The organism is Pseudomonas sp. C9-3 (genome assembly GCF_032392015.1).
GTDB lineage: Bacteria > Pseudomonadota > Gammaproteobacteria > Pseudomonadales > Pseudomonadaceae > Pseudomonas > Pseudomonas nitroreducens.
This window is the reverse complement of record NZ_CP135919.1, coordinates 3,590,677-3,603,587: the sequence shown is the minus strand read 5'-3', so window position 1 is coordinate 3,603,587 and position 12,911 is coordinate 3,590,677. Positions and strand designations below refer to the sequence as shown.

General features: G+C 63.1%; 12 protein-coding genes and 1 pseudogene. 11 read left to right on the top strand and 2 right to left on the bottom strand.

Features of this window, described 5'->3' with window-relative positions:
* Positions 1-61: 61 nt before the first annotated feature.
* From RS899_RS16260 to RS899_RS16250, 3 genes and pseudogenes are all read left to right on the top strand, one after another.
* Positions 62-838, top strand: a pseudogene (locus RS899_RS16260) (radical SAM protein); the annotation flags it as partial.
* A 64-nt stretch (positions 839-902) separates the two neighbouring features.
* The gene (locus tag RS899_RS16255) at positions 903-1,514 is read left to right on the top strand and encodes a DUF4823 domain-containing protein (protein ID WP_054910744.1); all 612 of its coding nucleotides are present in this window, start codon (positions 903-905) and stop codon (positions 1,512-1,514) included.
* Positions 1,511-2,077, top strand: a complete 567-nt coding sequence (locus RS899_RS16250; protein ID WP_054910743.1) for a DUF1285 domain-containing protein — start codon at positions 1,511-1,513, stop codon at positions 2,075-2,077. Before RS899_RS16255 ends, RS899_RS16250 begins: the two co-directional genes overlap by 4 nt.
* Before the next feature lie 107 nt (positions 2,078-2,184).
* On the opposite strand, the gene RS899_RS16245 is transcribed toward RS899_RS16250, so the two are convergent.
* A complete protein-coding gene (locus RS899_RS16245; protein ID WP_315807576.1) occupies positions 2,185-3,840 on the bottom strand; it encodes an electron transfer flavoprotein-ubiquinone oxidoreductase in 1,656 nt (551 codons plus the stop codon).
* Between the two features lie 343 nt (positions 3,841-4,183).
* Between RS899_RS16245 and RS899_RS16240 the strand changes: the two genes are divergently transcribed.
* From RS899_RS16240 to fabV, 3 genes are all read left to right on the top strand, one after another.
* Complete coding sequence (locus RS899_RS16240; protein WP_026078867.1) at positions 4,184-4,933, top strand: electron transfer flavoprotein subunit beta/FixA family protein; 750 nt, start codon at positions 4,184-4,186, stop codon at positions 4,931-4,933.
* Positions 4,933-5,862, top strand: coding sequence for an electron transfer flavoprotein subunit alpha/FixB family protein (locus RS899_RS16235; protein ID WP_064979831.1), 930 nt, complete (start codon positions 4,933-4,935; stop codon positions 5,860-5,862). Before RS899_RS16240 ends, RS899_RS16235 begins: the two co-directional genes overlap by 1 nt.
* Before the next feature lie 214 nt (positions 5,863-6,076).
* Entirely contained in the window at positions 6,077-7,273 is a 1,197-nt protein-coding gene (gene fabV, locus RS899_RS16230; RefSeq protein WP_054909729.1) for an enoyl-ACP reductase FabV, read from the top strand.
* A 55-nt stretch (positions 7,274-7,328) separates the two neighbouring features.
* Here fabV and RS899_RS16225 read toward each other — a convergent pair whose 3' ends face one another.
* Positions 7,329-8,279, bottom strand: coding sequence for an alpha/beta hydrolase (locus RS899_RS16225; protein WP_315807575.1), 951 nt, complete (start codon positions 8,277-8,279; stop codon positions 7,329-7,331).
* A gap of 97 nt (positions 8,280-8,376) precedes the next feature.
* On the opposite strand from RS899_RS16225, the gene RS899_RS16220 reads away from it, so the two are divergent.
* The 5 genes from RS899_RS16220 to RS899_RS16200 all read left to right on the top strand — a co-directional run bounded on the left by RS899_RS16220 (position 8,377) and on the right by RS899_RS16200 (position 12,721).
* Complete coding sequence (locus RS899_RS16220) at positions 8,377-9,204, top strand: substrate-binding periplasmic protein (protein ID WP_409978020.1); 828 nt, start codon at positions 8,377-8,379, stop codon at positions 9,202-9,204.
* A gap of 28 nt (positions 9,205-9,232) precedes the next feature.
* Positions 9,233-9,577, top strand: coding sequence for a DUF4398 domain-containing protein (locus tag RS899_RS16215; protein WP_054909726.1), 345 nt, complete (start codon positions 9,233-9,235; stop codon positions 9,575-9,577).
* On the top strand, positions 9,574-10,386 hold the full coding sequence (locus RS899_RS16210) for an OmpA family protein (protein WP_054909725.1): 813 nt from the start codon (positions 9,574-9,576) through the stop codon (positions 10,384-10,386). The genes RS899_RS16215 and RS899_RS16210 overlap by 4 nt, the downstream gene beginning before the upstream one ends.
* 153 nt (positions 10,387-10,539) lie before the next feature.
* Entirely contained in the window at positions 10,540-11,175 is a 636-nt protein-coding gene (locus RS899_RS16205) for a response regulator transcription factor (RefSeq protein WP_054909724.1), read from the top strand.
* 106 nt (positions 11,176-11,281) lie between these two features.
* Positions 11,282-12,721: a PLP-dependent aminotransferase family protein gene (locus RS899_RS16200; RefSeq protein WP_024764499.1), complete on the top strand. Its 1,440-nt coding sequence runs from the start codon at positions 11,282-11,284 to the stop codon at positions 12,719-12,721.
* Positions 12,722-12,911 lie beyond the last annotated feature (190 nt).

Genomic DNA, 12,911 nt, shown 5'->3' with positions numbered 1-12,911 from the left:
AAAAATCAATGAGTTGCCATGGCTTGCTCTGGCTTTGGACTCTGGTGAGGTAACTACGCATGAGATGTATACCCAGCCGCAGAAGAAATTCCGCGCCCGCGACGAGACCGAGGTGCTGGAGGAGATTCGCCGCTGTGGCGAGCGGCTGATCGTCCAGCGGGTGTTCCTCGCCGATGGCGATGCGCTGGTGCTGCCGACGCGTCGCCTGCTCAATATCCTCCGTGCGATCCGCGAGCACCTGCCCGAGGTGGACCGCGTCTCCAGCTACTGCCTGCCGCGCAACCTGCGCAAAAAGTCGGTAGAGGAACTGAAGGAACTGGCTGACGCCGGCCTGCGAATGGCTTACGTAGGTGCCGAGTCCGGCGACGACGAGGTGCTTGCGCGGGTGAACAAGGGTGAGACCTACGCCTCGACGCTGGATGCATTGCAGAAGCTGGGCGAGGCGGGGATCAAGCGCTCGGTAATGGTCCTCAATGGCCTGGGCGGCAGCACGCTGAGCGCCCAGCACGCCGACAACTCGGCGCGCCTGATGAACGAGGCGCAGCCGGAATTCCTGTCCACTCTGGTGGTGAGCTTCCCCACTGGCGAAGAACGCTATCGCCAGGGCTTCCCGGATTTCCAGCCGTTATCGCAGGCCGAATTGTTCATCGAAGTTGAGCGCCTGCTGAACGGTCTGGAGCTTAGCGACACGGTGTTCCGCAGCGATCACGCATCCAACTACCTGGTGCTCAAGGGCACGCTGGGGGCGGACAAGGCGAAGCTGCTTGCCCAGGTCCGCCAGGCCATCGAGCAGCCTCAGCGTGCGCATCTGCGCCAGGAATGGCAGCGCGGCCTGTGATGGCGCGGAAGCTGCATTGCCTGTCCGAATGCCGGTTTTTCGTCGCCGGCTCCGGAGATTTCCCATGCGCTACCTGATGTTGATCCTTGCCTTCGCCACCCTGGGCGGCTGCATGAACCCCAGTGACCTGGCCGACGGCACCGACTACTACCTGCGGGACTCGGGCTTCCTCGATCACAGCCAGACCCGCCGCACCTCGAACTGGCGACTGCAACAGGACTCCTTCATCTATATTGCCCAGGGACCGTTCGTGCCGCCCGGCCATCCGTATGCACGGCCCAACGTGGTGGCGGAGGAGGCGTTCGACGGTTTCGTCGAGTATTTCCCCCTGGTACGCCGGGCCAAGAGCCCGCTGGGGCTGGAGGGTGCCATGCAGGAAGCGCGCGCGGCGGGTGCCAATTATCTGTTGTATACCCGCTTTGCTCGCGGCGAGGACAATGTCGGCACCTACGAGGAATACGAGGACACCGACAACGCGGTGGGCCGTGACCGCAGCGTGATCCAGGTGATGCTGATCGAGACCGACAACCGCTACCTGGTGGACAGCGCCACCATCCGCAGTCGCGGCGGTTTTCTGACATTCTATGATGCCAAACCCGAGGACCTGATAGGGCGGCCGCTGGAAGACTATGCCCGCAGCCTGCTCGGGGTGAAGACGCGAGAGGAGTACCAATGACCGACCCAGGCAAAGCCGGCGATCTGCTGGCGCAGATTCCCGCCAGCAAGGACAAGGGGCTGCCGCCGGTGCACCTGTGGAACCCGGACTGCTGTGGCGATATCGACATGCGCATCGCTCGCGATGGCACTTGGTATTACCTGGGCACGCCGATCGGGCGCAAGCCGATGGTGCGGCTGTTCTCCACCATCATCCGCCGCGATGGCGACGACTATTTCCTCGTCACGCCAGTGGAAAAGTGCGGCATCAGCGTCGATGACGCGCCTTTCGTCGCCGTTACCCTGGCCGTCGAAGGGGAGGGCGAACAGCAGGTGTTGCGCTTCACCACCAATGTCGAGGATGAGGTGGTGGCCGACGCCGCGCATCCGATCCGCGTGGAGCTTGATCCGCAGACCCAGGAGCCGTCACCCTACGTACTGGTGCGGGTGAACCTGGAGGCGCTGATCCACCGCAACGTCTTCTATCAGTTGGTCGAGCTGGCGGTTCCCCGCGAGATCGACGGCATCGAGTGGCTGGGAGTGTGGAGTTCCGGGGAGTTCTTCCCCATCGCGCCGCAGCCGTGACCGAATGGTCTGAACGCGGCCAGTAGTCCCCGTTCTTCATCGCTACAAGTACTTAGCTTGCAAAGAAAAAGGCTCCCGAGGGAGCCTTTTTCGATACCGCCAACGCCTTACATGTTGGGGTAGTTCGGACCGCCGGTACCTTCCGGGGCCACCCAGGTGATGTTCTGGGCCGGGTCCTTGATGTCGCAGGTCTTGCAGTGTACGCAGTTCTGCGCGTTGATCTGGAAGCGCTTGCTGCCGTCGTCGTTGCTCACGACTTCGTACACGCCAGCCGGGCAGTAGCGCTGCGCGGGCTCGTCGTAGAGCGGCAGGTTCTTGCCAACCGGGATGCTCGGGTCAGCCAGCTTCAGGTGGATCGGCTGGTCTTCCTCATGGTTGGTGTTGGACAGGAACACCGAGGACAGCTTGTCGAAGCTGAGTTTGCCGTCCGGCTTCGGATAATCGATCTTCGGCGCTTCGCTGGCCTTCTTCAGGGTCGCGTAGTCCGGAGTCGTATCGTGCAGGGTGAACGGAAGCTTGCCGCCGAAGATGTTCTGGTCGATGAAGTTGAACGCACCGCCACCGATGGCGCCGAACTTGTGCATCGCCGCGCCGAAGTTACGGCTGCGGAACAGTTCGTCGTACAGCCAGCTGCCCTTGAAGGCTTCGACGTAGTTGGTCAGCTCGTCACCGCCTTCACGGCCGGCGAACAGGGCTTCGGCAACCGAGTCGGCGGCCAGCATGCCGGACTTCATCGCGGTGTGGCTGCCCTTGATCTTGGCGAAGTTCAGGGTGCCCAGGTCGCAGCCGATCAGTGCGCCGCCCGGGAAGACCATCTTCGGCAGCGAGTTCAGGCCGCCCTTGCAGATGGCGCGAGCGCCGTAGGCCACGCGCTTGCCGCCTTCCAGGTACTGCTTGATCACCGGGTGGTGCTTGTAGCGCTGGAACTCGTCGAACGGCGACAGGTGCGGGTTGGTGTAGGACAGGTCGATGATCAGGCCGACCACCACCTGGTTGTTTTCCAGGTGATAGAGGAAGGAACCGCCCGGGTTGTCGTCGTTCAGCGGCCAGCCAGCGGTGTGCACCACCAGGCCCTGCTCGTGCTTGGACGGGTCGATGTCCCAGATTTCCTTGATGCCGATACCGTAGTGCTGGGCGTCGGCTTCGCTGTCGAGCTTGTACTTCTTGATCAGCTGTTTGCCGATGTGGCCACGGCAGCCTTCGGCGAACAGGGTGTACTTGGCGCGCAGTTCCATGCCCGGGGTGTAGTAACCCTCTTTCGGATTGCCTTCGCGGTCGACGCCCAGGTCACCGGTGACAATGCCGCGCACCACGCCATTCTCGTCGATCAGCGCTTCCTGGGCGGCGAAGCCCGGGTAGATCTCGACGCCCAGGCCTTCGGCCTGCTGGGCCAGCCAGCGGCACAGGTTGCCCAGGGAGATGATGTAGTTGCCTTCGTTGTGCATGGTTTTGGGCACGAAGAAGTTCGGCACCTTGGCCGCCGCTTCCGGGCTCTTCAGCACATAGATGTCGTCGCGCTTGACGGGGGTGTTCAGCGGCGCTTCGAGTTCCTTCCAGTTGGGGAACAGCTCGTTCAGCGCACGGGGCTCGAACACGGCGCCCGAGAGGATGTGGGCGCCCACTTCGGAACCCTTCTCGACCACACAGACGCTGATTTCCTGACCGGCGTCGGCGGCCTTCTGTTTCAGTCGGCAAGCGGCGGACAGACCGGCAGGGCCGGCGCCGACGATGACGACGTCGAATTCCATAAATTCGCGTTCCACTATCGATCTCTCCTGAATCAAGGCTCTGGGCATTTTGTAGGTATTGGGATGGGCGTGCCCCCACCCAGTAAGAGCGGGGCGCATTATAGCTAGACCTGTTGCTATATCTAAACCCTTTATCGAGGGCAATACAAACGTTTGTTTGAATCGCGCGTAACCCTGATAGAATCGGGGTCCGCGGCTTATAAAGGGGTATTTTCGTGTATTGACCCGCCCGGTCGATGCGGTCAAGATACCTGCGGTTTTGCGGTCGCGTTGCGCTGGATGTAGTCGCAGATGGCGTGCACTACCGGCCAGGCCTGTCTGGCGACATTCCTATTCACCGGAGAAAAACGAGGAATCCATGAAGGTTCTTGTAGCTGTCAAACGAGTGGTTGACTATAACGTCAAGGTCCGCGTCAAGGCGGACAACTCCGGCGTCGATCTCGCCAACGTCAAGATGTCCATGAACCCCTTCTGCGAAATCGCCGTGGAAGAGGCCGTACGCCTGAAAGAGAAAGGCGTCGTCACCGAGATCGTTGCGGTCTCCGTCGGCCCGACCGCTGCCCAGGAGCAACTGCGTACCGCGCTGGCTCTGGGTGCTGATCGCGCCATCCTCGTTGAAACCAACGAAGAACTGAGCTCCCTGGCCATCGCCAAGTCGCTGAAAGCCCTGGTCGACAAAGAGCAGCCGCAGCTGGTCATCCTCGGCAAGCAGGCCATCGACAGCGACAACAACCAGACCGGCCAGATGCTGGCTGCGCTGACCGGCTACGCGCAAGGCACCTTCGCCTCCAAGGTCGAAGTCGCTGGCGACAAGGTCAACGTCACCCGTGAAATCGACGGCGGCCTGCAGACCGTTGCCCTGAACCTGCCGGCAATCGTCACCACCGACCTGCGCCTGAACGAGCCGCGCTACGCGTCGCTGCCCAACATCATGAAAGCGAAGAAGAAGCCGCTGGACGTGGTGACCCCGGACGCCCTGGGCGTTTCCACCGCTTCCACCGTGAAGACCGTGAAAGTCGAAGCTCCGGCTGCCCGTAGCGCTGGCATCAAGGTCAAGTCCGTTGCTGAACTGGTCGAGAAACTGAAGAACGAGGCGAAAGTAATCTGATGGCTATCCTGGTAATCGCTGAGCACAACAACGGCGCACTGGGCGCCGCCACTCTGAACACTGTCGCTGCGGCGCAGAAGATTGGTGGCGACATCGCCGTCCTGGTCGCTGGCCAGAACGTCGGTGGCGTGGCTGAAGCCGCTGCCAAGATCGCTGGTGTTGCCAAGGTGCTGGTCGCCGACAACGCTGCCTACGCTCACCAACTGCCGGAGAACGTTGCTCCGCTGATCGCTGAGCTGGGCAAGGGCTACAGCCACGTGCTGGCCGCCGCTACCACCAACGGCAAGAACTTCCTGCCGCGCGTTGCCGCCCTGCTGGACGTCGACCAGATCTCCGAGATCATCGAAGTCGTCAGCGCCGACACCTTCAAGCGCCCGATCTATGCCGGTAACGCCATCGCTACCGTGCAGTCCTCGGCTGCCGTGAAAGTGATCACCGTGCGTGGCACCGGCTTCGACGCCGTTGCTGCCGAAGGTGGCTCCGCCGCTGTTGAAGCTGTTTCCGGCCCGGCCGATGCCGGCAAGTCCGCCTTTGTCGGCGAAGAGCTGGCCAAGTCCGACCGTCCGGAACTGACTGCTGCCAAGATCGTCGTATCCGGCGGCCGCGGCATGGGCAATGGCGACAACTTCAGCATCCTTTACTCCCTGGCCGACAAGCTGGGCGCTGCCGTCGGTGCATCCCGCGCCGCGGTCGACGCCGGCTTCGTGCCGAACGACATGCAGGTCGGCCAGACCGGCAAGATCGTTGCTCCGCAGCTGTACGTGGCCGTTGGTATCTCCGGCGCCATCCAGCACCTGGCGGGCATGAAGGATTCGAAAGTGATCGTTGCGATCAACAAGGACGAAGAGGCGCCGATCTTCCAGGTCGCCGACTACGGCCTGGTCGCCGACCTGTTCGAAGCCGTACCGGAGCTGGAAAAGGCCGTCTAAGCCTTTTTCGCTCAGTGAAGGAACCCGCCCCCGTGGCGGGTTCTTTCATTTCAGGTCCCTGATTTTCCTCGGGAAATGGTCGTTTCGCTGCACTGATGACCCATTGGTCACGAATCTTTGCGCAGAAGTCCACGGGCGAAGGTGTCTCATCTACAATGCGCGACGTCTCCAGTTCCTGAATGTGTTCAATCGACACCTGGCTACCGAGGTTTTCATGATCATCAAACCGCGCGTGCGTGGCTTCATCTGCGTCACTACCCACCCGACCGGCTGTGAAGCCAACGTCAAGGAACAGATCGAGTACGTCGAGGCGCACGGCCCCATCGCCAACGGTCCGAAGAAGGTCCTGGTCATCGGTTCCTCCACCGGCTACGGCCTGGCCGCGCGCATCAGCGCCGCCTTTGGCGCCGGCGCCGACACCCTGGGCGTGTTCTTCGAGCGCCCCGGCAGCGAGACCAAGGCGGGCACCGCCGGCTGGTACAACTCGGCTGCCTTCGAGAAGTTCGCCAAGGCCAAGGGCCTGTATGCGCGCAGTATCAACGGCGACGCCTTCTCCGATGAAGTGAAGAAAGTCACCATCGAGACCATCAAGCAGGACCTGGGCAAGGTCGACCTGGTCGTCTACAGCCTGGCTGCGCCGCGCCGCACCCATCCGAAGACCGGCGAGGTCTTCAACTCCGTGCTCAAGCCGGTCGGCAAGAGCGTCAACTTCCGTGGTCTGGACACCGACAAGGAAGTGATCAAGGAAAGTGTGATGGAGCCGGCCACCGAGGCCGAGATCGCCAACACCGTGGCGGTGATGGGTGGTGAAGACTGGCAGATGTGGATCGACGCCCTGCAGGAAGCCGGTGTGCTGGCCGACGGCGCCAAGACCACTGCCTTCACCTACCTGGGCGAAGAGATTACCCACGATCTGTACTGGAACGGCTCCATCGGTGCCGCCAAGAAGGATCTGGACCAGAAAGTCCTGGGCATTCGCGAGAAGCTGGCCGTCACCGGCGGCGACGCCCGTGTTTCCGTGCTGAAAGCCGTGGTCACCCAGGCCAGCTCGGCCATCCCGATGATGCCGCTGTACCTGTCGCTGCTGTTCAAGGTGATGAAGGAGAAGGGCACCCACGAAGGCTGCATCGAGCAGGTCGACGGCCTGTTCCGCGAGAGCCTGTACGGCGCCGAGCCGCACCTGGACGCCGACGGCCGCCTGCGCGCCGACTACAAGGAGCTGCAGCCGGACGTGCAGGACACCGTGAAGGATCTGTGGAACAAGGTGACCAACGAGAACCTGTACCAGCTGACCGACTTCACCGGCTACAAGTCCGAGTTCCTGCGTCTCTTCGGCTTCGAGATCGCCGGCGTGGACTACGAGCAGGACGTCAATCCGGACGTGCAGATTCCGAATCTGATCCAGCTCTGAGTTCGCTCCAGCAGAAACGGCGCCCGAGGGCGCCGTTTTTGTTTGTCGCCGGCAATCAGTTCGCCGCGGTGACCGGCCCGTGGTTCTGTTTGAGGAAATCCAGGTAAAGGCGAGCGGTTTCCTCCGGGCGCTCGATCATCGGCACGTGGCCACAATCGCGCAGGATGGCAACGCTGGGCTTCTTCAGCAGCGGTTTCATTACGTCGATGCTGGAAACGTCCAGTACGCGGTCGCGATCGCCCCACAGCAGCAGGGTCGGCGCGGTGATCTTCGGCAGCTCCGGCTCCAGTGGGATATAGCGTTCGCGCAACTGCTGGAAGACCATGCCGTTGAACGCGCTGCGCTCCAGCGAGCGTTCTGCCAGGTAGTCCCGCAAGCGCGACGGCAGTGGTGGCTTCTGCACGAAGACGAAGTCGAGCAGGGCGGGGAAATCTTCCACCCTGCGCAGCACCAGCGGATTGTCGCCGCCCTTGAGCAGGCGCTCGAACAGTTCGCTCTGGTGCGGCGCCGTGACTCCGGCGTTGTCGAACAGGCCGACCGACAGTACCTCCTGCGGATGTCGCGCGGCCAGCAGCGCGGCGATGTGCCCGCCCATGGAGTTTCCAACCACGTGGAAACGGCCGATGCCCTGCTCGCGCATGAAGTCGGCCAGGCGCTCGGCCTGGGTGCCGACGTCGTAGCTGATGTTCGCAGGCTTGCTGCTGTCGCCGAAGCCTGGCAGGTCGACGGCGATGACGTGGTAATCCTGGGTGAGGAAGCGGGCGAAGCGCGGCCAGTTGCTCTTGTCGGCGCCGAAGCCGTGGATCAGCAGAATGGTCTGGGCCTTCTCCGGGCCGCCTTCGTAATAGGCGATGTCCAGGTCGTCGACCTGCAGGCTGTTGGCCGACAGCCGCGCACGAGCGCTCTCGACGTACTGCGCGGTGGCCAGCAGGGTGGAGGGGAAGGCGTAGAGCACGCCGGCGGCGACGGCTATCGCCAGGAGCAGGGCCAGAAGGGCTTTCTTCATGAGAAGTCCTTATTACCAAATCGGGTCGGTGTGCTTTACGCTAGCATTTTGCGGCTCTAAGCAGGGCCGTTCTTTCTTCTGGCGAGCGAGACTACCGATGCCCGATTGCTCCACGATGATCCGTTCGGTGCTGTTGCTGGTGACTTTCTCCATGCCCCTGGCCGGTTTCGCGGCCGGCAAGTGCGAGCGCCTGGTGGCTACGGGTAACCCGGAGTACCCGCCCTATCTGTGGCGCGACCCGGCACAACCGGAGCGCCTGATCGGCGCCAATGCCGACCTTCTGGAGCAGATCGGCAAGGCGGTCGGGGTGAATATCCGGGTGATCTATACCGGTTCCTGGGCTCGCGCACAGGAGGAGGCGCGGCTGGGGCGCGTCGACCTGATCGCTGGCGCGTTCCTCACGCCGGAGCGGCTGGAGACGATGGACTATATCCATCCGGCTTTTCTTACCACCGATAACGTGGTCTGGATGCGCAAGGATGCCCTCGTGGCCTACAACGGCCGCGACGACCTGAAGGGCCTGAAGGGCGGCACCCTGGTGAACAACAGCTTCGGCCCGGATTTCGACACTTTCGCCAAGGAGCAACTGACGCTGGAGGAAGTGCCCAGCCTGACCCAGGCGTTCCAGAAGCTGCTGCTCAAGCGCTCGGATTATGTGATCTACGAGCACTATCCTGGCCTTGCGGTCGCCGATACCCTCGGCATGGCCGATGACCTGCAGCCGCTGGAACCGCCGATCTCCAGCGAAGGTCTGTACCTGACTGTCGCGCACAACTCGGCTTGCAACGACCCGTGGCTGCGCGGACAACTGGCGAAAAAAATGACAGAATTGACGGCCGCCGGAGTCCCGCAGCGCCTGCTGCAGGACAATCTGGCCCGCTGGAAGGCCCAGCAACTGCAGCCTGCCAGCACTCCCACCGAGTAGGACAATAGATTTCGTGATCAATCGACGGATGATGGTCGCCGGCCTGGCTTTGTTTGCAGTGGCCGGCTGTGCGACGAACGACCCGGCACCCAACGAGCAGATGCGCCTGACCGAACAGGCGCTGGAACAGGCCAAGGCCGTGGGTGCGACCGATGACGTGGCCGAACTCAAGCTCGCCGAGGACAAGTACCAGGCCGCCAAGGGCGCGCTGGCGGTCGGCTCGAACAAGAAGGCCCGGCAACTGGCCGAACAGGCTGAACTCGATGCCCGCCTGTCGGAGGCCAAGGAGCTGACGCGCAAGAGCGCCGAGCAACTGGCCGAGCAGGGCAAGAGCATCAACCGCCTGCGCAAACAGTTGGGAGAAGTGCAATGACTTCCCTGCAACTGTTGCGTCTGGCTGCACTGTCGAGTGCCGTCCTGCTGGCCGGCTGTGCCAACAGCCAGCTCAGCGAAAAGTCCCTGGAGCAGGCCCGCCTGCAGTTCCAGGGGGTGAAGGAAGACTCCGCCGTGCTGCGCAGCGCACCCAAGGACGTGATCCGTGCCGGCGAGTCGCTGGCCCGTGCCGAGCGCCTGTCCAACTACTGGGGCAGCAGCGATGACGTGCTGCAGTACTCCTACCTCAGCCAGCGCTACAGCGAGATCGCCCGCGAGCACAGCAACCTCGCGCTGAACCAGGAACGCCTGGCCAAGCAGCAGATGGAACGCGAACGCCTGCAGCTGGCGATGCGCGAAGCACGCCTGCTCAACGTGCAGGAGCAGAGCAAGTGGCTGGAGCAGCAGATGGTCAGCCTGGCGACGAACGAAACCGAGCGCGGCCTGGTGCTGACCCTCGGTGACGTGCTGTTCGACAGCGGCGAAGCCGACCTGAAGCCTGCGGCCAATCGCACTGTGCTCAAGCTGGTGCAGTTCCTCCAGCTCAATCCGCGGCGGATCATCCGCATCGAGGGCTATACCGACGCCGAGGGCGACCGCGAGCAGAATCTGCAGTTGTCGAAGGACCGTGCGCAGGCCGTGGCGGATGCGCTGACCGACCTGGGCGTGGACCAGAAGCGCGTCCAGGTACAAGGCTATGGCGAGGCCTATCCGATCTCGGACAACGCCTCGTCGCTGGGGCGCGCGCAGAACCGCCGGGTGGAGATCGTCTTCTCCGACGAGAAGGGCCAGCTCGGCGCCGAACGCTGATCCGACTCGCAATATCCCGTCACAGGAAAACCCCGGAAGCCTCGGCTCCGGGGTTTTTCATCAGGGGCATCTCGAAATCTTTCGAGTGGCAGCTTGGCGAAAATGGCCAGGTGCGACTAATCCCCTCTGGGGAGCTGTAAACGAGAGAATGTGATGTCATCGGAAAAGAAGCTTTTCAATGTAATCGTGGCGGACCCGCAGCCAATGATCGGTTGGGGCCTGGAGCGCTATCTGCTGGAGCGCGAACTGGGGCAGGTGAAAGCCTTCGTCAGCGACACCGACAGCCTGCTGGATGTCCTCAACGCACATCCGGAGGTCGACCTCGCCATCGTCGAGCTGGCGCTGCCCGGCGCCCGTGGGCGTGACGGCGTGCATCTGATCGAATGGCTGCAGCGCCACCACCCGCAGGTGCCTGTACTGGTCTATTCGGTCATGGGGGCGCCGCTGTTGGCGACTGCGGCGGTCAAGTGCGGCGCCGTGGGCTATGTCTGCAAGCGCAACCCGCTGAGCCTGCTGGACGACGCCCTCGCGCGTATCCGCAAGGGCGAGACCTACATCGACCCGATGCTCCGCCCGCCCCGACATACCGGCAAGCCGCTGAGCCCGACGGAAGTCGACATCATCCGCCGGCTGGCCCATGGCGCCACGGTGGGCGAGATCGCCGAACGGACCAATCGCAGTGTCTCCACCATCAGTACCCACAAGCGCAACGCCATGCAGAAGCTCGGCCTGACCACCGATGCGCAACTGGTGGTGGCAGGGTTGCTGGACTGGCTCGGGGAGATCTGAGCGCAGAGGGCAGCGCAACTGTATCGGACGGAATGCTGACGACTGTTCTGGAACAGTTTTCACTTTTTGGCTACTGTTTCGGTTCAATGACCGAGGGATGGCCGTCATGTCCAATCTGCTGCTCTACCAGCGCATCGCCCAGCAACTGGCGGAAGACATCCGTCGTGGTGTCTACCAGCCAGGCGAGCGCGTGCCGTCCGTGCGCAAGTTGAGCACCCAGCTCAACGTCAGCCACGCCACGGTGCTCCAGGCCTATGCCACCCTCGAAGATCAGGGGCTGATCCGCGCGCGCCCGCAATCCGGCTTCTACGTGCACCGCACGCCGGCGCTGACTGCCTCGACGCCGGACATCGCTCGTGTCGAGCGGCCGGGGCTGGTCACCCGCAGCAGCATCATCAACCAGGTGCTCGCCGAGGCGCGCCGTGAAGGCGTGTTCCCGCTGGGCGCCGCCGTGCCGCATGTGGATTACCTCCCGGTCCGTGCGCTGCACCAGCAACTGGCCAAGGTCACCCGCTTCTCCAGCCCGCGTGCCTTCAGCTACATGTTCAGCCCCGGCTACGAGCCGCTGCGTCGCCAGGTGGCGATCCGCATGCGTGACGCCGGCGTGGTGGTCGACCCGACCCAGGTGACCATCACCCATGGTTGCGTGGACGCCATCCACATGGCCTTGCGCGTGATGACCCGGCCCGGCGACCTGATCGCCACCGAGTCGCCGAGCTACTACGGCTTGCTCCAGCTGGCCGATATCCTCGGCCTGAAGGTCATCGAGATCCCCAGCGACCCGCTGACCGGCATCAGCCTGGAAGCCCTGCAACTGGCTGCCAACCAGTGGCCGATCAAGGCACTGGTGCTGACCGCGCGCCTGAGCAACCCGCTGGGCGGCACCATCCCCGAGGATCGCCAGAAGGCACTGCTCAAGCTCACCGCTGAGCACAACATCGGGGTGATCGAGGACGATATCTACGGCGAGCTGATGTTCGACCAGGGCCAGACCAAGGCACTCAAGGCCCACGACCGTGACGGTCGCGTGGTGTACTGCTCGAGCTTCTCCAAGACCATTTCCCCGGGAGTGCGCATCGGCTGGATCATCGCCGAGCGCTACCAGGAGGAAATCCGCCGCCTGCAGACCTTCACCACGCATTCGGCGTGCACCGTCACCCAGATGGGTGTGGCGGCCTACCTGGAGAATGGCGGCTACGACCGGCACTTGCGCTACATCCGCCAGGAGTACCGCAAGAACATGACGGCCTACCAGCTGGCGGTGCAGCAGTACTTCCCTGAAGGCACGCAGATGACCCGGCCCAAGGGCGGCTTTATCCTCTGGGTCAGCCTGCCGGCCAAGGTCAACACCAAGGAGCTGCACGTGCGCGCGCTGGAACAGGGCATCAGCATCGCGCCGGGGCTGATCTTCAGTAACACCGAGCAGTTCAATAACTGCCTGCGCCTGACCTGCGGCATCCCGTGGGACCGTGAGGCGGAGCGGGCGATCATGACCCTCGGCATGCTGGCCTGCCAGCTGTGCCAGGAGGAACTGATCGCGGCGTGATCGTACCGTCGCAGGAGCGAGCTCCGTCCGCGATAGCTCCGCACCGCGCCGGAGGACATTGCGGGCGGAGTTCGCTCCTACGAAAACACCTGTTTGTTCCTGTTTCCGCCTAACCCATTTCTTCAGACTGTCTCGTCAAAGCAAGTTGAATCCCTCGACGAGACCGCTGCCGTGCCGATCGCTACGCTGC

Bases quoted from the DNA above. Each gene is read 5' to 3' on its own strand.
- RS899_RS16255 (WP_054910744.1), top strand. From the start codon at position 903: ATGCGCTACCTGATGTTGATCCTTGCCTTCGCCACCCTGGGCGGCTGC.
- RS899_RS16250 (WP_054910743.1), top strand. From the start codon at position 1,511: ATGACCGACCCAGGCAAAGCCGGCGATCTGCTGGCGCAGATTCCCGCC.
- RS899_RS16240 (WP_026078867.1), top strand. From the start codon at position 4,184: ATGAAGGTTCTTGTAGCTGTCAAACGAGTGGTTGACTATAACGTCAAG.
- RS899_RS16235 (WP_064979831.1), top strand. From the start codon at position 4,933: ATGGCTATCCTGGTAATCGCTGAGCACAACAACGGCGCACTGGGCGCC.
- fabV (WP_054909729.1), top strand. From the start codon at position 6,077: ATGATCATCAAACCGCGCGTGCGTGGCTTCATCTGCGTCACTACCCAC.
- RS899_RS16225 (WP_315807575.1), bottom strand. From the start codon at position 8,279: ATGAAGAAAGCCCTTCTGGCCCTGCTCCTGGCGATAGCCGTCGCCGCC.
- RS899_RS16220 (WP_409978020.1), top strand. From the start codon at position 8,377: ATGCCCGATTGCTCCACGATGATCCGTTCGGTGCTGTTGCTGGTGACT.
- RS899_RS16215 (WP_054909726.1), top strand. From the start codon at position 9,233: ATGATGGTCGCCGGCCTGGCTTTGTTTGCAGTGGCCGGCTGTGCGACG.
- RS899_RS16210 (WP_054909725.1), top strand. From the start codon at position 9,574: ATGACTTCCCTGCAACTGTTGCGTCTGGCTGCACTGTCGAGTGCCGTC.
- RS899_RS16205 (WP_054909724.1), top strand. From the start codon at position 10,540: ATGTCATCGGAAAAGAAGCTTTTCAATGTAATCGTGGCGGACCCGCAG.
- RS899_RS16200 (WP_024764499.1), top strand. From the start codon at position 11,282: ATGTCCAATCTGCTGCTCTACCAGCGCATCGCCCAGCAACTGGCGGAA.